At 54.5% G+C, this 20,632-nt stretch carries 21 protein-coding genes; 2 read left to right on the top strand and 19 right to left on the bottom strand.

The genetic code is table 11. From position 1 onward, the window contains the following. Positions 1–23: 23 nt before the first annotated feature. On the bottom strand, positions 24–824 hold the full coding sequence (locus AC1MKH_RS11830; protein ID WP_276221422.1) for a YdcF family protein: 801 nt from the start codon (positions 822–824) through the stop codon (positions 24–26). Between the two features lie 397 nt (positions 825–1,221). Here AC1MKH_RS11830 and AC1MKH_RS11825 point away from each other — a divergent pair, with 397 nt between their 5' ends. Beyond that, entirely contained in the window at positions 1,222–2,541 is a 1,320-nt protein-coding gene (locus tag AC1MKH_RS11825; RefSeq protein WP_327621880.1) for an MFS transporter, read from the top strand. Between the two features lie 80 nt (positions 2,542–2,621). Here AC1MKH_RS11825 and AC1MKH_RS11820 read toward each other — a convergent pair whose 3' ends face one another. The 5 genes from AC1MKH_RS11820 to hrpA form a co-directional block, all read right to left on the bottom strand. Further along, positions 2,622–3,047 (bottom strand): hypothetical protein, encoded by a 426-nt coding sequence (locus tag AC1MKH_RS11820; RefSeq protein WP_276221424.1) that lies wholly within the window; start codon positions 3,045–3,047, stop codon positions 2,622–2,624. Continuing rightward, positions 3,031–3,420, bottom strand: a complete 390-nt coding sequence (locus AC1MKH_RS11815) for a hypothetical protein (protein ID WP_276221426.1) — start codon at positions 3,418–3,420, stop codon at positions 3,031–3,033. Before AC1MKH_RS11815 ends, AC1MKH_RS11820 begins: the two co-directional genes overlap by 17 nt. A gap of 20 nt (positions 3,421–3,440) precedes the next feature. Then, positions 3,441–3,830, bottom strand: a complete 390-nt coding sequence (locus tag AC1MKH_RS11810; RefSeq protein WP_276221428.1) for a lysozyme inhibitor LprI family protein — start codon at positions 3,828–3,830, stop codon at positions 3,441–3,443. Further along, a complete protein-coding gene (locus AC1MKH_RS11805) occupies positions 3,820–4,185 on the bottom strand; it encodes a hypothetical protein (RefSeq protein ID WP_276221429.1) in 366 nt (121 codons plus the stop codon). The genes AC1MKH_RS11810 and AC1MKH_RS11805 overlap by 11 nt, the downstream gene beginning before the upstream one ends. A gap of 248 nt (positions 4,186–4,433) precedes the next feature. Then, positions 4,434–8,336, bottom strand: coding sequence for an ATP-dependent RNA helicase HrpA (gene hrpA, locus AC1MKH_RS11800; RefSeq protein ID WP_327621881.1), 3,903 nt, complete (start codon positions 8,334–8,336; stop codon positions 4,434–4,436). Positions 8,337–8,574: 238 nt separating this feature from the next. On the opposite strand from hrpA, the gene azoR reads away from it, so the two are divergent. Then, positions 8,575–9,180, top strand: a complete 606-nt coding sequence (gene azoR, locus AC1MKH_RS11795; RefSeq protein ID WP_108474155.1) for an FMN-dependent NADH-azoreductase — start codon at positions 8,575–8,577, stop codon at positions 9,178–9,180. 40 nt (positions 9,181–9,220) lie between these two features. On the opposite strand, the gene AC1MKH_RS11790 is transcribed toward azoR, so the two are convergent. The 13 genes from AC1MKH_RS11790 to paaB form a co-directional block, all read right to left on the bottom strand. Further along, positions 9,221–10,093 carry an aldo/keto reductase family oxidoreductase gene (locus AC1MKH_RS11790; RefSeq protein ID WP_276221434.1) on the bottom strand — a complete coding sequence of 291 codons (873 nt, stop codon included), beginning with the start codon at positions 10,091–10,093 and terminating at the stop codon, positions 9,221–9,223. 214 nt (positions 10,094–10,307) lie between these two features. After that, entirely contained in the window at positions 10,308–10,904 is a 597-nt protein-coding gene (gene paaY, locus AC1MKH_RS11785; protein WP_276221436.1) for a phenylacetic acid degradation protein PaaY, read from the bottom strand. Beyond that, positions 10,885–11,850 carry a phenylacetic acid degradation operon negative regulatory protein PaaX gene (gene paaX, locus AC1MKH_RS11780; RefSeq protein WP_276221438.1) on the bottom strand — a complete coding sequence of 322 codons (966 nt, stop codon included), beginning with the start codon at positions 11,848–11,850 and terminating at the stop codon, positions 10,885–10,887. Before paaX ends, paaY begins: the two co-directional genes overlap by 20 nt. 202 nt (positions 11,851–12,052) lie before the next feature. Continuing rightward, positions 12,053–13,366, bottom strand: coding sequence for a phenylacetate--CoA ligase PaaK (paaK, locus tag AC1MKH_RS11775; RefSeq protein WP_015964547.1), 1,314 nt, complete (start codon positions 13,364–13,366; stop codon positions 12,053–12,055). Between the two features lie 28 nt (positions 13,367–13,394). Beyond that, the gene (pcaF, locus tag AC1MKH_RS11770) at positions 13,395–14,600 is read right to left on the bottom strand and encodes a 3-oxoadipyl-CoA thiolase (protein WP_276221441.1); all 1,206 of its coding nucleotides are present in this window, start codon (positions 14,598–14,600) and stop codon (positions 13,395–13,397) included. Next, positions 14,600–15,019 carry a hydroxyphenylacetyl-CoA thioesterase PaaI gene (gene paaI, locus AC1MKH_RS11765; protein ID WP_442961930.1) on the bottom strand — a complete coding sequence of 140 codons (420 nt, stop codon included), beginning with the start codon at positions 15,017–15,019 and terminating at the stop codon, positions 14,600–14,602. The genes pcaF and paaI overlap by 1 nt, the downstream gene beginning before the upstream one ends. Next, positions 15,012–16,427 (bottom strand): 3-hydroxyacyl-CoA dehydrogenase, encoded by a 1,416-nt coding sequence (locus AC1MKH_RS11760; RefSeq protein ID WP_276221443.1) that lies wholly within the window; start codon positions 16,425–16,427, stop codon positions 15,012–15,014. Before AC1MKH_RS11760 ends, paaI begins: the two co-directional genes overlap by 8 nt. 3 nt (positions 16,428–16,430) lie before the next feature. Then, positions 16,431–17,219, bottom strand: a complete 789-nt coding sequence (paaG, locus tag AC1MKH_RS11755; protein ID WP_015964551.1) for a 2-(1,2-epoxy-1,2-dihydrophenyl)acetyl-CoA isomerase PaaG — start codon at positions 17,217–17,219, stop codon at positions 16,431–16,433. A gap of 2 nt (positions 17,220–17,221) precedes the next feature. Next, positions 17,222–17,989, bottom strand: coding sequence for a 2,3-dehydroadipyl-CoA hydratase PaaF (gene paaF / locus AC1MKH_RS11750; protein ID WP_276221446.1), 768 nt, complete (start codon positions 17,987–17,989; stop codon positions 17,222–17,224). Then, positions 17,986–19,056, bottom strand: coding sequence for a 1,2-phenylacetyl-CoA epoxidase subunit PaaE (paaE, locus tag AC1MKH_RS11745; protein ID WP_276221448.1), 1,071 nt, complete (start codon positions 19,054–19,056; stop codon positions 17,986–17,988). The genes paaF and paaE overlap by 4 nt, the downstream gene beginning before the upstream one ends. Before the next feature lie 7 nt (positions 19,057–19,063). Then, the gene (gene paaD, locus AC1MKH_RS11740) at positions 19,064–19,561 is read right to left on the bottom strand and encodes a 1,2-phenylacetyl-CoA epoxidase subunit PaaD (protein WP_276221450.1); all 498 of its coding nucleotides are present in this window, start codon (positions 19,559–19,561) and stop codon (positions 19,064–19,066) included. Positions 19,562–19,574: 13 nt separating this feature from the next. Further along, positions 19,575–20,327: a 1,2-phenylacetyl-CoA epoxidase subunit PaaC gene (gene paaC, locus AC1MKH_RS11735; RefSeq protein ID WP_276221452.1), complete on the bottom strand. Its 753-nt coding sequence runs from the start codon at positions 20,325–20,327 to the stop codon at positions 19,575–19,577. Positions 20,328–20,335: 8 nt separating this feature from the next. Beyond that, a complete protein-coding gene (gene paaB / locus AC1MKH_RS11730) occupies positions 20,336–20,623 on the bottom strand; it encodes a 1,2-phenylacetyl-CoA epoxidase subunit PaaB (RefSeq protein WP_276221454.1) in 288 nt (95 codons plus the stop codon). Between the last annotated feature and the right edge of the window lie 9 nt (positions 20,624–20,632).

Raw genomic sequence — 20,632 nt, 5'->3', positions numbered from 1 at the left:
TTCCGGGCGTCATTCGCGGCCTCTTAGCGCAATGCCCGCATGGCCGACATTTCCCGCAGCGTGGCGTCTTGCGTTAACTGCTGCCAGGCCTGCTCAACCGCCAGCGGAATATCCACGTGAGCAATAAAGTTTTTACCGCGCGGCCCGTACCCCTGTGCATCATCACGTATGCGTGGCAATTCACCGATTATTAATGAGAGATATCGCTCCACCGGCCACAATCCGGTGTCATCCCCTTTAAACGCTACGCCGTTTTCACTGTTGAAGAGCTCCGGCTGACATCCGGGATAACTACGCCAGTGCGGCGCATTTTCCGCGTCCCGCCAGACATGTTCAAACGTCGCCATCGTACGACGCTGCATGGTTGGGTCCTGCACGACGATACCTTTTTTAACGGCAATCCCCTGGGTATCTAACATGCGCCGGGTAAAACGCGCGTTTTCACCGCAGTTCGTCGATGCATCCTCAACCAGAATATTCTCGCGCGGGATTTTCCAGAATTGATGTGCAATCTCCGCAAGGATTGCCGCTTCAGATAACCCGGTGGTACGCAAGGTGTTATAATGCGGATGCTGGGCTATCGCGGCATAAAGAAAGGTCGTTGAATGGCCGATACCGCCGCTGATCAATAGCGTTTTTTCCTCATCCGCCGCCAGCTGACAGGCCGCATCGATGACAGGAATAACGGCGTTCCCCGCCAGCACCACCACGTCAAAATCGTCTGCTTGAGGTCGGGAGGCAAAATCATTTTGCGCAAGCCAGCTCCCCAGCAAATTGGCAGCCGTAAGTGTGCTATCGGGTAATTGTGGCAATGTCGTTAGCATAATCCTCCCTCTCTGTGAGTTTGTTAGCACAGGATAACGTGTCTGAACCTTCATGACAGTAGATCACTCCGAAAGCGTTAATTTTACCTGGCCTGCATTTTTGTAACATTCTTGAAATAACCAGAAATATCTAAAAACGATGCGGTTGCACCTGAATAAATCACTAACATCGCACCATAGTAAAGAACATCAAACCATCAATCATTCATTTTACAAATGATTCAATCATCAAAATGCCTGCTTTTTGTGTATAAATATCCTGCTCACCCTTGCTAAAAATAGCACCCACCTCTAAGTTGCTTAACAAACAAGCAACCTTTTTAACACATTGCAGGTTGCACCTTTGAGGCATCAGGTGGCACCTGATTCTAACTTAATGTGGCGGGAGTTTTCCTTCATGACGACGCAAGAAAGCAGCAGTACGATCCTGAAAAAAAACAAACGGGTCTTGATTGCCAGTTTGACCGGCAGCTCCATTGAATGGTTTGATTATTTTCTGTACGGCACCGCCGCGGCGCTGGTGTTCAATAAAATCTTCTTCCCAATGGTCGACCCGGTTATTGGGCTCATCCTCTCTTACCTTTCTTTCTCGCTGACTTTCTTTATTCGTCCGATTGGCGGCGTACTCTTTGCCCACATTGGCGATCGTATTGGCCGTAAAAGAACGCTGGTGCTGACACTCTCGCTGATGGGCGGTGCAACCGTCATGATTGGTCTGCTGCCGACCTACGACCAGATTGGCATCTGGGCGCCCATTCTTTTGATTCTGATGCGTATTATTCAGGGAATGGGAATTGGCGGTGAATGGGGCGGCGCGTTGCTGCTGGCCTATGAATATGCACCAGAAAAACGTAAAGGATTTTTCGGCAGCATTCCGCAAGCGGGCGTGACCATTGGTATGCTGATGGCAACCTTTATCGTGTCGCTGATGACGCTGTTTAGCGAGGAGCAGTTTCTCTCATGGGGCTGGCGCATTCCGTTCCTGATGAGTGCAGTGCTGGTATTGCTGGGGCTGTGGATCCGTAAGGATATCGATGAGACGCCAGAGTTTAAGAAGGTGAAGCAGTCCGGTCAGGTGGCGAAAGCGCCGCTGCGCGACACGCTGACGCATCACTGGCGTGAAGTGTTGATTGCGGCAGGTCTGAAAGTTGTCGAAACCGCGCCGTTCTATATCTTCTCAACCTTCATTGTGAGTTATGCCACGACCACCCTCGCCTACCAGAAATCACAAGTGCTGGAGGCCGTCACGCTCGGCGCACTGGTTGCGACGGTAATGATTCCGCTGATGGGGTTGTTGTCCGATAAAATTGGCCGCAAACGCATGTACGCAGTGAGCGTCGCGCTGCTGGGGCTGTTTATCGTACCGTGGTTCATGCTGCTCGACACCGGCACCACCTGGGCGATTATGCTGGCGACCGTCGTGATGTTCGGTATTCTCTGGGCACCGATCACCGCCGTTCTGGGCACACTGTGTTCAGAAATTTTTAGCGCTAACGTTCGCTACACCGGCATTACGCTGGGTTATCAGATTGGCGCCGCGCTGGCGGGCGGCACCGCCCCGCTTATTGCAACGGGCCTGCTGGCGAAATATGACGGTGATTGGGTTCCGGTTGCATGGTATTTGGGCGCAACGGTTACCATCTCGCTGATTGCCATCTTCTTTGCCAGCCGTAGCCGTCGAATTGATGCGGTGAATGTGCAGACGTCGGGGTTGTAACGACCAGACCCTTCCCCCTCTTTGTTTCTGGAGGGGGAAATTCCGTTCGTGGTATCAGAGCCTCCATTCTCCCGGTACAGTTACTTTCGGATATACAGCGTTAAAGATAAGCATCTGCCGCCACTGACTCTGCTCTCTGTCGTAAGAAAGAATTTCTTGGGCTGAGTTTCTTCAGGATAAAAATCAGTTGACGGAATACCGAGATCATCCGCATATTTGACTAATGTAAGATAGGCTTCTGTAAACTGGCGAATCTTACAATACGTTATTCCATTCTCGATATATTCATCTTTGTCCAAAACATCATGATATGAGTAGCTGTAGTCTTCTGAAATTATTGGCGCATTCTTGATTTCTGGCCGAGTTAAGAAGAAATATTCCAGTGTGTCTGTTCGGCGATAAGCTCCCTCTGTAAACAATTCAGTGTAGGTCAGACAGGAGAAATATAACAACACGGAAAGGAAAGATAGTTTTAGAATGACATTCAAGCTACTGATTTTTTTCAACCACAATCACCTCTGGCTCAATACTGGCTAACACCTCGACCACCTCATTAGCAGTAACCAGACAATAATGTTTAATTTCTTCGTGCTCATGGATACCACAACTTTGAGTATTAAACCACTCATAATAAGATGAATTTTTAACGATAAAGATGCCTAGCCCCTGAAAAAGACCTTCACCAAGAGTTTTCAGTAAATCCCCTTCATCAGTCATGCGCAGGGAATGAACCCAATCAAAAGAAACTTTGCAGCACAGTCGTTCTTCATCCACAGCCAGAATTATTTCTAATTTGCTATTTACGTACTTAAACTCGAGTAATAATATGCTGTTAAAAGACATCTTTTCTGGTGTGATATTTATCAAATATTGACTCATTTTACCTCTATTGCAATAGACTATAGACTTTTCAATATTGCCTTTAACTCATCTGTTCTCTTAATCGTCATCTCACTCTCACAATCATATATCGATGTTTCATACGCTTGTGAGCCAGTTTCAACATCCAAGATATAAACAGGACAATTGGCATCTCGAAAATGAACCCACGCTCTTTGCGAGATCTTTATTTTCTCAATAATTTCGGCACCTGTCCCTGGTTCAGCTGCATATCTGTTCTTGATATCGGCCAGAAGTGCCTTATAGGTTTTATTCATTTCAGCATCGTGGTTAGTAAATGCTTCTTTAGCACAATAATAAACTTGATCTGATACTTGAATGTTTGTACAAGAATCATACGCCAACGATGCGAATGGAAGAAATGAGAGCATGAGTATTTTAATTTTCATTCGGCATGCCTTGATCAATTATAGACAATCCGTCAAATGAGAAAGCCAAATACCCTCCAAAGAAATGGAAATATATTTTTTGTTTTTTACCAAGTTTTTTCATCGTAACATCATTGATGTTTCCAGCAATAGCATTGCTAATTAATTCTTTTGAATCAAAAACAAAAGATAAATCAGTCACATCATTGAATTCAAAAACCATATTATTTCTACTTCTTATATTTTCACCTGACCTTAGATAAACAGACACAATTAAAGTAAAAATCACACCTACATTCTTAAACTCTGTTTTAGTTTCTATCAGAACCCCATCATGCCAATCTATATCATAAATAGTATCAAAAACACTTCCCATATATACCACCAGCTCACTTAACAAATATATTATCGTCTTAAAAACCAACGCAATAACATGTTTATCCATATTCTCTCAGAATATTTAATAAACGCTACCGCCCCACCCTGATCGCCGATCTGCACGCGCACAGATTACTCCTGCGCGCCTATACAGAGTACATCTGCCACCGCTTTTCAGAATCCATAAAGAAGCCCGGCAGCATGCGCTAACCGGGCTTCTAAGAGCGTTTACTGAACAGAAAAACGTTACGCGCTAATCTGCTCCATCGCCTGCAACACGCGTTTATCGGAAATGGGATACGGTGTACCCAACTGCTGAGCAAAGAAACTGACGCGCAGCTCTTCAATCATCCAGCGGATTTCCTGTACATCATCGTCATCCCGACGCGCCGGCGGCAGTTTATTCAACCACTGCTGCCATGCCTGCTGTACGCTTTCCACCTTCAGCATTTGCGCACGGTCACGGTGCGGGTCGATGGCCAGTTTTTCCAGTCGTTTCTCAATCGCGTGCAAATAGCGCAGCGTGTCGCCCAGGCGTTTGAAACCGTTGCCGGTGACAAACCCGCGATAAACCAGCCCGCCCATCTGCGCTTTGATATCCGACAGCCCCAGCGCCATGGTCATATCCACGCGCCCTTTCAGGCGTTTGTTGATATTGAATACCGCCGTGAGGATCTGCTCGACCTGTTTGGCGATTTCGACGACGGTTTCGTTCAGTTCTGCTCGCACTTTATCATGCAGCTTCGTGAACCCTTCCTCGGTCCATACCGGGCCGCCCGCCTCATAGATAAGCTTATCAACACCACAGGAGATGCAGTCATCAATGAGATCCAGCACTTTACCGTATGGGTTAAAGTAGAGCCCCAGTTTGGCTTTGTTCGGCAATTTCTCGTGCAGATACTTAATTGGCGACGGAATGTTCAGCAGCAGCAGGCGGCGCAAACCACGCCACATCGCCTGCTGCTGTTCCTGCGGGTTATCAAAAAGCTTAATCGCCACGCTTTCACGCTCATCTACCAGCGCAGGCCAGGCCTTCACTTTGTAGTTGCCGCGTTTCTGTTCGTAGTGATCCGGCAGGTTACCGAAGCTCCAGATATGCAAGCCGCTTTGCTCGATACCATCATCGGCAACGGCGGAAAGCGTTTCCTGAACTTTCCCTTTAAGCGTGTCTTTCAGCGCCTGAAGGGAACGCCCTTCCTGAAGTTTCTTGTTTTTGTCATCCACCACCCGGAAAGAGATTTTCAGGTGATCGGGTACCTGATCCCACTGCCAGGCGTCGCGGTCAACGGTGACTCCGGTCATACGGCGCAGTTCGCGCTCCAGGCTATCGAGCAGCGGCAGCTCCAGCGGCGTGGCACGACCTAAGAACGCTTCAGCGTAATTTGGCGCGGGCACAAAGTTACGGCGCACCGGTTTCGGCAGCGATTTTATAAGCGCGATAATCAGTTCACGACGCAGGCCTGGGATCTGCCACTCAAAACCGCTCTCCTCCACCTGGTTAAGCAACGGTAGAGGAATATGAACGGTAACACCGTCCGCATCCGTCCCCGGTTCAAACTGATAGCTCAGGCGTAGCTTGAGATTGCCCTGATGCCAGAAGTTCGGGTAGTCCAGCTTACTGACCTTCTCCGCCCCCTCTTTAATCAGCATGCTCTTTTCAAAGTTGAGCAAATCCGGCGTTTCGCGGCTGGCCTTTTTCCACCAGTTATCAAAATGTCGGGCGGAGATGACGTCGTGGCTGATGCGCTGGTCGTAAAACTCAAACAGCGTTTCGTCATCAACCAGAATGTCGCGACGACGCGATTTGTGCTCAAGTTCTTCAATTTCACTGCGCAGTTTCAGGTTATCGCGGAAGAATGCATGACGCGTCTGCCAGTCACCTTCCACCAAGGCGTGGCGAATAAAGAGCTCACGACACAGCGCCGGGTCAATCTGGCTGTAGTTCACCTTACGCGCGGCGACAATCGGCAGCCCGTAAACGGTGACTTTTTCGGTCGCCATCACCGCACCCTGTGCCCGCTCCCAGTGCGGTTCACTGTAGGAACGTTTGATCAGATGCTGGGCAACCGGCTCCACCCATTCCGGGTCGATGCGCGCAGCGATACGGCCCCACAGGCGGCTGGTTTCCACCAGCTCGGCAACCATGGTCCATTTGGGCGGTTTTTTGAATAAACCGGAACCCGGGAAAATAGAAAAGCGCGCATTACGTGCACCAGTAAATTCCTGTTTATCGGCGTCTTTCATGCCGATATGGGAAAGCAGGCCGGTAAGCAGCGCGATATGGATTTCGCGATATTCCGCCGGTTCGCTGTTGACCGGAATACCCAGTTCTTTCACCACCTGGCGCAGCTGGGTGTAAATATCCTGCCATTCGCGTACGCGCAAATAGTTGAGGAAATCCATGCGGCACTGGCGGCGGAAAGCGTTCGATGACAGCGCTTTTTGCTGCTCGCCGAGGTAATTCCACAGGTTCACAAAGGCGAGGAAGTCAGATTCTTTGTCGTGGAAACGGCGATGTTTTTCGTCCGAGGCTTGCTGTTTGTCCATCGGGCGTTCGCGCGGATCCTGAATAGACAAGGCCGAGGTAATTATCATTGCCTCGCGCACGCAGCCGTGTTTTTGCGCTTCCAGCACCATACGAGCCAGACGCGGGTCAACCGGCAGTTGCGACAGCTGGCGCCCCAGAGGGGTCAGTTTATAGGCGGTTTGCTGTTCGTCCGTGGTGATTGCGCCCAGCTCTTCGAGCAGACGCACGCCATCCTGAATATTACGTTTATCCGGTGCTTCAACAAACGGGAAGGCGGCAATATCTCCGAGCCCCAGCGCGGTCATCTGTAAAATAACCGATGCCAGGTTGGTACGCAGAATTTCCGGATCGGTAAATTCCGGGCGCGACAGGAAATCATCTTCCGAATAGAGTCGAATACAGATCCCTTCCGAGACACGCCCACAGCGGCCTTTACGCTGGTTTGCAGATGCCTGGGACACCGGCTCAATCGGCAGTCGTTGCACTTTAGTGCGGAAGCTGTAGCGGCTGATACGCGCGGTACCCGGGTCAATAACGTATTTTATGCCCGGCACGGTCAGCGAGGTTTCGGCGACGTTGGTCGCCAGAACAATGCGACGCCCGCTATGCGACTGGAAGACGCGATTCTGTTCACTGTTGGAGAGTCGCGCATACAACGGCAGGATCTCCGTATGGCGCAGATCCCGCTTGCTGAGCGCATCGGCGGTATCGCGAATTTCACGCTCGCCGCTCATAAAGATCAGGATGTCGCCCGCACTTTCCCGCCCCAGTTCATCCACGGCGTCAAAAATGGCTTGTAACTGGTCGCGCTCGGTGTCATCCGCCTCTTCGACAATCGGGCGATAGCGCACTTCCACCGGATAGGTACGCCCTGAAACTTCGATAATCGGCGCATTGTTAAAGTGGCGCGAGAAGCGTTCCGGGTCGATGGTCGCGGAAGTGATGATAATTTTGAGATCGGGGCGACGCGGCAGCAGCTCTTTCAGGTAACCGAGCAAAAAGTCGATGTTCAGACTGCGTTCGTGCGCTTCATCAATAATGATGGTGTCGTACTGCATCAACAGGCGATCCTGCTGGATTTCCGCCAGCAGAATACCGTCGGTCATCAGCTTAACCATGGTGTTGTCGCTGACGTGATCGCTAAAACGAACTTTATAACCGATGCAACCACCCGGCTCCGTTTTCAGCTCTTCCGCAATACGGTTCGCCACGGTACGCGCCGCCAGACGACGCGGCTGGGTATGGCCAATCAGCCCTTTGATGCCACGACCCAGCTCCATACAAATCTTCGGTAACTGGGTGGTTTTCCCGGACCCCGTTTCCCCGGCGACAATCACCACCTGGTTATCGCGCACCGCCTCAAGAATGTCCTGTTTCTTCTGGCTAACCGGCAGGTTATCCGGATAGGTAATGTCCGGGCGTGCGGCTTCGCGCAGCAGGACTTTACCTGCTGCCTGTTCAATCTCTTTCGCCATTTCCTGGTAAATGGCCTGTTGTGCATCAGGATTTTTAACCTTCTTCACACCGTGCAGGCGACGGGCAAAGCGCTGTTTATCGCGCAGCATTAATGCGTCGAGCTGCTGATTCAGCGTCGCGAAGGTGAGTTTTTGTTGTTCTGTCATAGCGTTATCGGGCATCTGTGTGCCGGAAATGTTCTCGTCATACGTTCCCTCCAGAATACCACACATGGCCTGATACCGAACGGTTTTCCCGGCGTGCGATATAGAGAGCAAAGTCAGTTGTTCAAAAAAATCGAACAGAGGATTCGATATATTGCGCTATCCCTGTGGCAGGATTGTGAATAAAGTGTCTGCAAGCAACCGGGCAAGGCCCGTCACTCAAAGTATAAAGGAAACACCCATGAGCAAAGTATTGGTTCTGAAATCCAGCATCCTGGCAGGCTACTCCCAGTCTAATCAGCTGTCCGACTATTTTGTTGAGCAGTGGCGTGAAAAACACAGCGCGGACGAAATCACCGTTCGTGACCTGGCCGCTAACCCGGTGCCGGTACTGGATGGCGAACTGGTTGGCGCACTGCGTCCAAGCGATTCCCCGCTGACTCCGCGTCAACAGGAAGCACTGGCGCTGTCTGACGAGCTGATTGCTGAACTGAAAGCCCACGACGTTATCGTGATTGCAGCCCCGATGTACAACTTCAACATCTCTACTCAGCTGAAAAACTATTTTGACCTGGTTGCTCGTGCTGGCGTGACCTTCCGTTACACCGAGAAAGGTCCTGAGGGCCTGGTTACCGGTAAGAAAACCGTAGTGATCACCAGCCGTGGCGGCATCCATAAAGATACCCCGACTGACCAGGTGACTCCGTACCTGTCTACCTTCCTGGGCTTTATCGGCCTGACCGATGTGAAATTCGTCTTTGCGGAAGGCATCGCGTATGGCCCGGAAATGGCGGCCAAAGCACAGGCAGATGCAAAAGCGGCAATTGACGCCGTGGTTGCAGCGTAAGATTTAAGAGGCCTCCCGCGAAATCGGGAGGCCTTGTTATTTAACCCGCATTTTTCGCAATGCTGTTCAGCGTTGCCAGCACGTCATCAGATAGCACTAATTCTCCCGCCGCCATATTCTCCCGCAAATGCCCCACTGAAGAAGTACCTGGAATCAACAGGATATTCGGCGAACGTTGCAATAACCACGCCAGCGCCACCTGCATCGGCGTCGCGCCAAGGCTTGCAGCAACATCCGAAAGCGTTGAAGATTGCAGCGGCGTAAAACCACCGAGCGGGAAGAACGGCACGTAGGCGATACCGTCACGCGCCAGCGCATCGATCAACGCGTCGTCGGCACGGTGTGCGATGTTGTATTCGTTCTGCACGCAGACGATTTCCGTAATTTTACGCGCTTGTGCGACCTGCGTCGGCGTGACGTTGCTCAGGCCGATATGCTTCACCAGCCCCTGCTGTTGCAATTCGGCCAGTACGGTAAAGTTAGCTTCAATCGACCCTTCTGCCGGGCCGTGACCGTCGCCGAGCATCACGCGCAGGTTAACCACATCCAGCACGTCCAGGCCGAGGTTACGCAGGTTATCGTGTACTGCCTGCTTGAGTTCTTCAGGCGAAAACGCCGGAAGCCATGAAGCATCGTTCCCGCGACGCGCGCCAATTTTGGTGACAATCGTCAGATCATCCGGATACGGATGCAGGGCTTCACGGATAATCTGGTTTGTCACGTGTGGGCCATAAAAGTCACTGGTGTCGATATGATTCACACCCAGCGTCAGCGCTTCACGCAATACCGTAATAGCAACATGGCGATCTTTTGGCGGCCCGAAGACACCGGGGCCTGCCAGCTGCATCGCGCCATAACCCAGTCGTTTTACCGATTTTGAACCAAGAGTAAACGTACCACTGTTGTTGCTCATAACACCCTGTCCTGTTTAAGGCAGATTAAGAGCCCACAGTATAGAAATGAACGCGCGGGGAGGAAATGTGTAATAAATGCGAATGTGTAAAAAAATGCCGGATGAGTACAACGTCTCATCCGGCACACGCATTATTGCCCGGTGGCGCTGCGCTTACCGGGGCTACGGGTACATTGCCCGTAGACAAAACAAACCAATAATTTTTCTACGCGGGTTAACGGGCTGATTTCGGTCGTAAGCTTTCGTCGAAGGTCAGTCGTTTTCGTCCTTCCTCCACCGCCCGTAACGGTTCAACCTGATGCATCGTCTTTTTGCAGCGTTCCACCAGAACCTGATATTCCCGCGTCCCCTGCTTCTTCCACGCCATCTCCTGCTCGCTGAGTTCGCGGATGGCTTTCGCCGGGCTGCCGATAATAAGGTAATTCGCAGGCATTTCCGCTTTGGCTTTCACAAACGCTGCCGCGCCGACAATACTGTTTTCGCCGATCACCGCGCCGTCCATCACCACAGCATTCATCCCAACGAGCGCGTTACGGCGTATCACGCAGCCATGCAGGATCGCACTGTGACCAATATGTCCGTCCTCTTCCACAACGGTGTCTTGCTCCGGAAAACCATGCATCACACAGTTGTCCTGAATGTTCGCACCATCTTTAATGACAATGCGACCAAAGTCGCCGCGCAGGCTGGCATTTGGCCCAACATACACGCCTTTGCCCAGGATGACGTCGCCAATTAATACGGCGGTAGGATGCACATAGCTCTCGTCCGGCACCACCGGGGTTAAGCCGTCAATCTGATATACTGGCATAAGACCTCCCTTCACTCACCGGCAACCCGCCAAATCGTTGATAGAACAGCGTGCCCGGCGCAGGCAGTTCGCCCACCGGGGTTTCGCCTTTTTCGCTGACGAAGGTCAGCGCGGCAGGAGCCACACGTTGATAAATGTTGATACAGAGTTGACGCGCAGAGCCCCCGAGCCAGTGCGCCGGGAGCAGTTCTTCCGGCAGCAGCGGATCTTTCAGCACCACGCGACGATAAAAGTGAATCAGCAGCAGTTGGATCTGGAAGCAACGTTCCGGCGTAAGTTCATCTGCATCCACTTCGCGCAATAACGGCAGCAATGGACGGAACAGCTGGATAAATGTGTCGTACATGGCATTCTGCTCGGTCAGTTGCCAGCACTCTTCCACGCGGGCACTTAACGCCGCACGCGACAACGCCAGTGGAGAATGTGCTTCAAAGCAGATAACGTTTTCCGCCACACCCGCTTCATGCAGCAGCGATTGCACATCGGCCAGCTTTTGTGACGGCGAGGCCATCAGACTGGGCGCTAGCGTGCCAAACCCTTGCCAGATAAGCTGTTTTTTGACGTCTGAAAGTGTTGCGCGATCCAGACCTTCTGAGAGTAACAACAGCCAGGTGCCATCCCAGGCCGGCGTTTCCGCACGATAAATTTTATTTTCCGCCCTGCGAGTTAAGCGCTGGCCTTTATCACTCAGGCGATAAAAGCTGCGGCGGCCGATGCGTTCTACATCCAGCCAGCCCTCTTTGTTGAGGCGAAACAGCGCGGTACGGACAAAACGTTCCCCAAATCCCAGGCCTTCGAGCATCGCCGCCAGGCTACCCAGCCAGACAGTACCGCCGCGATGCAACAGGGAATCACCATACAGCGAGGCGATCAGCGACGTGCCGCTAATGGGCACCGATGACACGGCCTGCTGAATGAAGGTATCGATTTTACTCATCTGATTCATCCTGTTGTTATTGTTTTGATTTATGAATCATAGCATAGGTATGAATCGTAGTTTTGCCGGGGGCGGCTACGCCTTGCCCGGCCTACAAAATATGCGACGTTATATAACTTCTGCGCCTGTTTTGCCGGGGGCGGCTACGCCTTGCCCGGCCTACCATCCCCTGTAGGCCGGATAAGGCGCAGCGCGCCGTCATCCGGCAATGTCACACGCTGGCAATCTTGCGCAAATCAAACACTCTGCACGCTTTGCCTTCAGAGCGCGGGATCGCGCCGCAGTTAACGATCGTCACATCGGTGGAAATCCCGACCATCGATTTAATGCGGTGACGCAACTGGTGACACACCTGGCAGCGTTGTTCGTGGCTCAGGTACAAGCTACTCTCTTTCAGCTCTACCTGAATCGACAGCGAATCAAGATGACCGCGACGGTTAACTTCCAGCTGGTAATGCGGCGAAAGATGTTCAAACTTCACAATCTCTTCTTCCAACTGAGACGGGAAGACATTCACACCGCGAATAATCAGCATATCGTCGCTGCGTCCGCTGATGCGATCCATACGACGCATGGTGCGGGCGGTGCCCGGCAGCAGACGCGTCAGGTCGCGGGTGCGATAGCGGATCACCGGCAGCGCTTCTTTGGTCAACGTAGTGAACAGCAGTTCGCCATGTTCACCGTCATTCAGCACAGTGCCATCGTTCGGGTTAACAATTTCCGGATAGAAGTGATCTTCCCAGATGGTCGGGCCATCGGCGGTTTCGATACACTCCATCGCCACGCCAGGGCCCATGACTTCTGACAAACCATAGATATCCAGTGCGGTAATACCCAGACGACGTTCAATCTCTTTACGCATCGCCATCGTCCACGGCTCCGCGCCAAATACGCCGACGCGCAGGGAACATTGCGTCGCATCACCGCCCATCTGGCGTTCCAGCTCTTCAATCAGGTTCAGACAGTAAGACGGCGTGACCATAATCATATCCGGCTGGAAATCGCGGATAAGTTGCGCCTGCTTCTCAGTCTGGCCACCGGACATCGGGATAACCGTTGCCCCCAGACGTTCCGCGCCGTAGTGCGCGCCCAGCCCGCCGGTGAACAAGCCATAACCATAAGCGACGTGGATTTTATCTTTCGGCGTGCCGCCTGCTGCACGCAGCGAACGCGCCACAATATCGGCCCAGGTATTGATGTCATTCTGAGTGTAACCGACCACGGTCGGTTTACCGGTCGTGCCGGAAGAGGCATGCACGCGCACCACTTGTTCCATCGGTACGGCAAACATGCCGAACGGATAGTTATCACGCAGATCCTGCTTGGTGGTGCACGGGAATTTTTCGATGTCTTTCAGTTCTTTGAAGTCATCCGGGTGAACGCCCGCTTCATCGAATTTGCGGCGATACATCGGCACATTTTCGTAGGCGTGTTTCAGGGTCCACTTCAGGCGTTGCGTTTGCAGTGCCTGCAGTTCGTCCAGCGATGCTTTTTCGATTGGGTCCAGCTTTGTATTTGTTGTCATTATAGGGTACTCGCAGGTAAAAATTAGCTCACACACGCTCCAGGATCATGGCAATGCCCTGACCCACACCAACACACATCGTACACAGGGCATAGCGGCCCTGACGGCGCTGCAGCTCGAGGCTGGCGGAAAGTGCCAGTCTCGCGCCGCTCATACCTAACGGATGGCCTAAGGCGATGGCGCCTCCGTTCGGGTTAATATGCGGCGCTTCATCCGGCAGCCCTAACTGTCTGAGCACGCCCAGCGCCTGTGCAGCGAAGGCCTCGTTCAGTTCGATAACATCCATATCAGTGATACTTAAACCCGCACGCTCCAGCACTTTACGCACGGCAGGTACCGGGCCTAATCCCATCAGGCGCGGTTCCACGCCTGCGGTCGCCATGGCAACGATACGCGCGCGCGGCGTCAGCCCCTGCGCGAGGGCCTGCTGCTCGCTGGCGATGATCAGGGCCGCCGCGCCATCGTTCACGCCCGAGGCGTTACCCGCCGTGATCACGCCATTCGCGCGGAACGGCGCTTTCAGTTTGCCCAGCTGTTCCAGCGTGGTTTCCGGGCGCAGATGTTCGTCATCCAGCACCTCAGTAAAGGTGCCCTTTTTGCCAGGCACGCGTACCGCGACAATCTCTTCAGCAAACACGCCATCACGCTGGGCTTTCGCGGCACGCTGTTGGCTGCGATAAGCAAAAGCATCCTGATCGGCGCGGCTGATATTTAACAATTCAGCTACATTCTCCGCCGTTTCCGGCATGCTGTCAGTACCAAATTGCTGCTGCATGAGCGGGTTCACAAAACGCCAGCCGATGGTGGTATCAAACATCTCGCACTGGCGCTGGAAAGGCGCGCTGGCCTTGCCCATCACAAACGGCGCACGCGACATCGACTCCACGCCACCCGCCACCAGCAGGTCGGCATCACCGGCTTTAATCGCGCGGGCCGCAAAGCCAATCGCATCCAGGCCAGAGCCGCAAAGGCGGTTAATGGTGGTACCGGAAACATCCTGCGGATAGCCCGCCAGCAGCAGCGCCATACGCGCCACATCGCGGTTATCTTCCCCGGCCTGGTTAGCACAACCGAGGATCACATCATCAATACGCGTTGGGTCGAGCTTTGGGTTACGCGCCAGCAGTTCACGCAGCGGCACGGCGGCGAGGTCGTCGGCGCGAACGCCCGACAGCGCGCCCGCATAGCGGCCAATTGGGGTACGGATTCCGTCACAAATAAATGCATCACGCATCAGGCTTCTCCTGTTACTGTGCCGCCGATGCGGTGGGACTTACCGCGAAACAGGGCTACCGTTTTTTGTTGTTGGTTCACAATTTCAATGTCATAGACGCCAGTCTGTTTACCCTGATGTTTTACCCGGGCGGTGGCGGTAAGTTTGTCGCCCGCAAAGCCTGGTCGCAGGAAATCTATCGAGCAGCCGGAAGCTACTGCCGCCAGCCCCTGGCTGTTACAGGCGTAAGCGAAAGCGGTATCCGCCAGTGAAAACAACTGCCCGCCGTGGCAGGTCTGGTGACCGTTCAGCATGTGCGGCGCGACGGTCATAGTGAGCACCGCAAAACCTTCGTCCATTTCGATAATGTCGATACCCAGGGCCTGTGCGCAGGTGTCGCGCTCATACATCGCGTGGGCATTACGCCAGGCGTTACTCATGATGGCTCTCCAGTAGCGCGCGCTGGCGCAGTAAGGAACTCGGGCGATAACGCTCTTCACCGTAGTGGGCTTGCAGGTTTTCCAGTACGCGCAACACGTTCTGCCAACCCAGCTCTGCGCCCCACTGCAACGGCCCTTTCGGGTAGTTCACGCCAAGGCGCATCGCCGTATCGATATCCTGTTCACTGGCAACGTGTTTCTGCACCGCATCCAGCGCTTCGTTCGCCAGCATCGCCACCGTACGCCACACCAACAGCCCCGGATAATCGGCAATTTTCAGCACTTTTTTGCCCTGCTGCTGGAAGTAGTACACGGCTTTATCGGTATCGGCCTGCGCATTGATTTGCGCGGCAGCCAGCACCACCACATCACCCTCGATACGGTCAAACACCACAACCGGGCGCTGATGGCGCATTGCCAGCGCCAGCGCGGTTTCACCTTGCGTTTCAATCAGCAGAAGATCGTCAATTGTGACACTGTCACCATTTTCTGTAATCTCACCTGAGACGGCTGAAACCGCTGCCAGATACGGGTCAGAGACGGCTTCAACCGGCCAGCGATACACACCTTGCCCGCTCTTCTTGCCAAATCGGCCGCCCAGCACCAGTTCCTGTTGCAGCAGCGACGGTAAGAAGCGGCGGTCCTGCCAGAAGGCATTAAATACTGAACTGGTGACCGCAAAGTTCACGTCATGACCAATCATGTCGGTCAGCGCCAGCGGGCCCATCGGGAAGCCACCGCCTTCACGCAGCGCCGCATCAATGACTTCTGGTGCCGCAACCTGTTCTTCCAGCGCACGCCAGGCTTCGGCGTAGAATGGACGCGCAATGCGGTTGACGATAAAGCCCGGCGTTGAGCGGCAGCGTACCGGCTTTTTGCCCCACGCGGCCACGCAGTTACACAGGGTGTCAGCCACTTCCTGCGACGTCGCCAGCCCACTCACCACTTCCACCAACTTCATCACCGGCGCCGGGTTAAAGAAGTGCAGCCCCGCCACGCGCTCCGGGAAACGCACATCCGCGGCAATTGCAGTAATCGAAATCGACGAGGTGTTGCTGGTCAGCAGCGTTTGCGGCGGGCAGATTTCTGCCAGTTGGCTGAAGAGCGCTTTCTTCACCTCCAGCCGTTCAGAGGCTGCTTCAATCACCAGGTTAGCCGGCGCCAGCGAAGCGATATCCGCCACCGCATAGATTTTTTTCAGCGTTCTTTCGCACGCTTCCACGCTCAGCTTACCGCGCGACACGCGAGAGGTCAGACGCTGACGGATGCCATCAATGGCGCGGGTGAGCGCATCCTGATTGATATCAAACAACAGCACGTCGTGCCCTGCAGCCGCGGCCACTTCGGCGATACCTGCGCCCATCGTGCCGCTGCCGATCACCGCAACCGTTTTGATTTCATGGCTCATGGCTTATTTCCCGCTGAACTGTGGTGGCCGTTTGGCCAGAAACGCGCTGACGCCTTCGCGATAGTCATCGCTGCGTCCGGCCATACGCTGGAAATCGCGCTCCATATCCAGCTGTTGATCCAGCGTGTGAGTTTCAGATGCCAGCAGCGCTTGCTTAATAAGCCCTAAACCGTAGGTCGGCTGGGTGGCTAAATGGCGTGCCAGCGTCAGGCTGGTATCTGCCAGTTCTGCGTCATCCACCACCTGCCAGATCATGCCCCACTGTTGCGCCTGCTCGGCGCTCATTTTGTCGCCCAGCAACGCCAGCCCCATGGCGCGTGCACGACCGGCAGTGCGCGGCAGCAGCCAGGTGCCGCCGCAATCAGGCACCAGCCCCAGCTTACTGAACGCCATCACAAAATTGGCTGAACGCGCGGCAATCACCATATCGCAGCCCAGCGCCAGCGTTGCGCCTGCACCTGCCGCGACACCGTTCACCGCAGCAATCACCGGTTTCGGCAGCTTTGCCAGACGGCGCACCAGCGGGTTATAAAAACGTTCAACGGACATCCCCAGATCCGGTGCCGGACCGTTGGGATCGACGTTACGATCGTTCAGATCCTGCCCCGCGCAAAAGCCGCGTCCCGCGCCGGTAATCAGCAGACAGCGGATAGTGTCGTCGCGTTCCGCCTGCTTCAGGCATTCGGCCAGTTGCTGATGCATCACATCATTAAAGCTGTTGAGACGTTCCGGGCGATTAAGCGTTATGGTCATTACGCCCTGCTCAACATGACTCAAAATAAAAGCATCCACGATTAACGTCCTTTAAATTCTGGTTGGCGTTTTTGCAGGAAGGCATTAATGCCTTCCTGACGATCTTCGGTTGCGCTCAGCAGCGTAAACAGCTGGCGTTCCTGTTGCAGACCCGCATGCAGCCCCACTTCCTGCGACTGACGCAGCGCCTGTTTTGCCGCCTGTAACGCTAACGGAGAGTGACGGGCGATGGTTTTTGCCAGCTTCAGAGCGTATTCGAGGGTTAAACCCGCCGGGTAGACGTCGCTCACCAGCCCGGCCTGCTGCGCCTGATGAACGTCAATCGCTTCACCCGTCAGCACCATACGGCTGGCAAGCGCCTTCCCGACGCTGCGAATTAAACGCTGGGTGCCGCCTGCGCCCGGCATAATGCCGAGGGTGATTTCCGGCAGGCCGAAACGGGCGTTATCGCCCGCGACCACCGTGTCGCACAGCAGCACGAGTTCGCAGCCTGCGCCCAGCGCATAGCCGTTAACGGCGGCAATCAGCGGCTTATTAAACGCATCGATTCGCGCCCATAGACGCGGGCGAATATCGTTGAGCGTGGCGGGCATATCGTTGGCCGCCATCTCGTTTAGATCTGCGCCAGCTGCGAAGAAACGGTCATTGCCGAAGATGACGCAGGCAGAAATTTCCGCATCGCGCGCGGCCTTTTCCAGTTCGCTGGCGATTTGCTCCAGCAAGGCATTGTTCAGGGCATTGCGCGCCTGCGGGCGATTCAGCGTCAGTAACAGCACGCGCTCGTGGCGTGCAACGATCAGTTCGCTCATGCCATCCCCTTCGCGTCAAAATCGACAATTACGCCATCGCCTTTCGGCAGCGCCTGGCAGCTCAGCACATAGCCCGCCGCCACTTCATCGGGTTCAAGGCTGTAGTTGGTTGCCATCTCCACTTCACCGCGCAACACCTTGCATTTACAGGTGGCGCAGACGCCGCCTTTGCAGGCATACGGCAGGTCAGCGCCCTGACGCAGCGCAGCGTCAAGAATGCTGTCATCCTCTGCATTCAGGGAGATCTGACGGTCACGCCCATCGTGACGAATCGTCACGCTGCGGCCTTCAGCCTGTACGGTAGAGACGCGCTTAATGGTGCTGCCCGGTGTGTTAAAGCGCTCCAGGTGAATCGCTTTCTCCGGCATGCCTAATGCGCGCAGCGCGATTTCCGCGTCGTCCATCATCGCCGCCGGGCCGCAGATAAACGCTTCATCAAGCTGATCGAACTGCACCAGATTGCGCGCCAGTGCATGCAGTTTTTCACTGTTGATATGACCGGACAGCAATTCGCTTTCGACCGTCTCCTGGCTAAAGAGGTTGATCAGCTGTAAACGTTGCGGGTATTTATCTTTCAGGTCTGCCAGCGCCTGGCGGAACATCATGCTCTGGCTGCTGCGGTTGCCGTAAATCAGTGTGAACTGGCTATTGGCTTCGGTGGTCAGCGTAGCTTCGATAATCGCCAGCATTGGCGTGATGCCAGAACCGGCGGCAATCGCCAGGTAGCGTGCGGTACGCTCAGCCTGCGGTTGATAGCCGAAGTGGCCCTGCGGCACCATCACCTCAAACGCCATGCCTTGCTTAATATCACTCTGGGCAAAGCGGGAAAAACGCCCGCCTTCGATGGCTTTTACCGCAACGCTAATCTGCCCCGGCGTGCCGGTACGGCAGATGGAGTAGCAGCGGCGCAGTTCTTCACCACCAATGCGGGTTTTCAGCGTCAGGTGCTGACCAGGACGGAAAGCGTAAGCCTCCCGTAACGTGTCGGGTACGGCAAAAGTAATGGTCACCGCATCGCGGGTTTCCGGTTCCACTTTTGCCACCGTAAGCGAATGAAACGTCGTCATGGCAACCTCAAATACATTTGAAATAGTCGAAGGGTTCGCGGCAACTATCGCAGCGGTACAAGGCTTTGCAGGCCGTCGAACCAAATTCGCTGATAAGCGAGGTATGCGTGCTGCCGCAGCGTGGGCAGGTCACATCCTCAGGAACCGATGCGTGGCAGGCGTGGGCCTGCGGCGGGCTAATGCCATACTGACGTAAGCGTTCGCGGGCATCGGCGTTCATCCAGTCGGTGGTCCAGGCAGGGTCGAGTTGCAGCACGATATTGACCGGCGTGAAGCCGTGTTCGGTCATCACGTCGCGGATAGCGCCCAGCAGATGCTCCGTGGCCGGGCAGCCGGAATAGGTCGGCGTAAAGCCAATCACCCAACCGTCACCCTGCGGCGCGACGCTGCGCACCATGCCTAAATCGGTGATGGTTAACACCGGCACTTCCGGGTCGGGGATCTCGCTCAGTAAGCGCCAGATCTCATGCACTTTCGAGGGTGCTATCGCGGCAATTCGTTGCACTATGACCTCCTGGTTACCACTGAAGTGCGGGGTAGATACGTTGCAGATACTGCATTTCCGCCAGCATCGGCCCCAGATGTTCCGTATGCAGACCCTGTTTCCCGCCGGTACGGAAAGCCGCTTCTTCCGGCAGTTGCAGGCAGGCATCGGCAAGCGCGCCGCGTACGGTGGTCTCCCACTCGTCTTTCAGTTCGCGCACATCAACGGCAATGCCCTGCTCAATCAGTTCCTGCTCAACGGCATCCACTTCGAACAGTTCGCGGGTAAAGCGCCAGACGTTGTTCAGCGCCTGCTGCATTTTCTGCGCGGACTCCGGCGTACCGTCACCCATGCGCACCAGCCAGCCGCGGCTGAATCGGAGGTGATAGCGCACTTCTTTAATCGATTTGGCGGCGATAGCGGCAATTTGCGCATCGCGGCTCTGCACCAGGCGGCTGTAAAGCGCGACGTGCCAGGCGTCCATCAGAAACTGACGGGCGATGGTATCGGCGAAGTTGCCGTTCGGTTGTTCCACCAGCAGCAGGTTGCTGAACTGGCGTTCTTCGCGGCCATAGGCCAGCGTGTCTTCATCGCCGCTGCCGTAGCATTCGGCGGCGTAGCTCAGGAAGTTGCGCGCCTGACCGAGTAAATCGAGGCCAATGTTCGCCAGCGCCAGGTCAATCTCCAGCTCCGGCGCATGGCCGCACCAGGCGCCGAGACGCTGCGAGAGCACCAGGCCGTTGTCGCCCAAACGCTGGGCATAAATCGCGACGGAATTTTTAGTCATCACCAACCTCACATGTGCTCGATGCCATCAGGGATGGTGTAAAACGTCGGGTGGCGGTAGACCTTGCTTTCCGACGGGTCGAAAAACTCACCGCGCTCTTCCGGCTGAGAGGCAACGATCTCGCTCGCCTTCACCACCCAGATGGAACAGCCTTCGCTGCGGCGGGTGTACGCATCGCGCGCGTTTTCCAGCGCCATTGCATCATCGGCGGCGTGCAGGCTGCCAACATGACGGTGGGATAACCCCTGTTTGCTGCGAACAAAAACTTCATATAACGGCCAGTAAACATTGCTCATCGTGCTTCT

It is taken from the genome of Pseudocitrobacter sp. CD920760, assembly GCF_057782505.1.
This window is presented reverse-complemented; position numbering and strand designations above follow the sequence as displayed.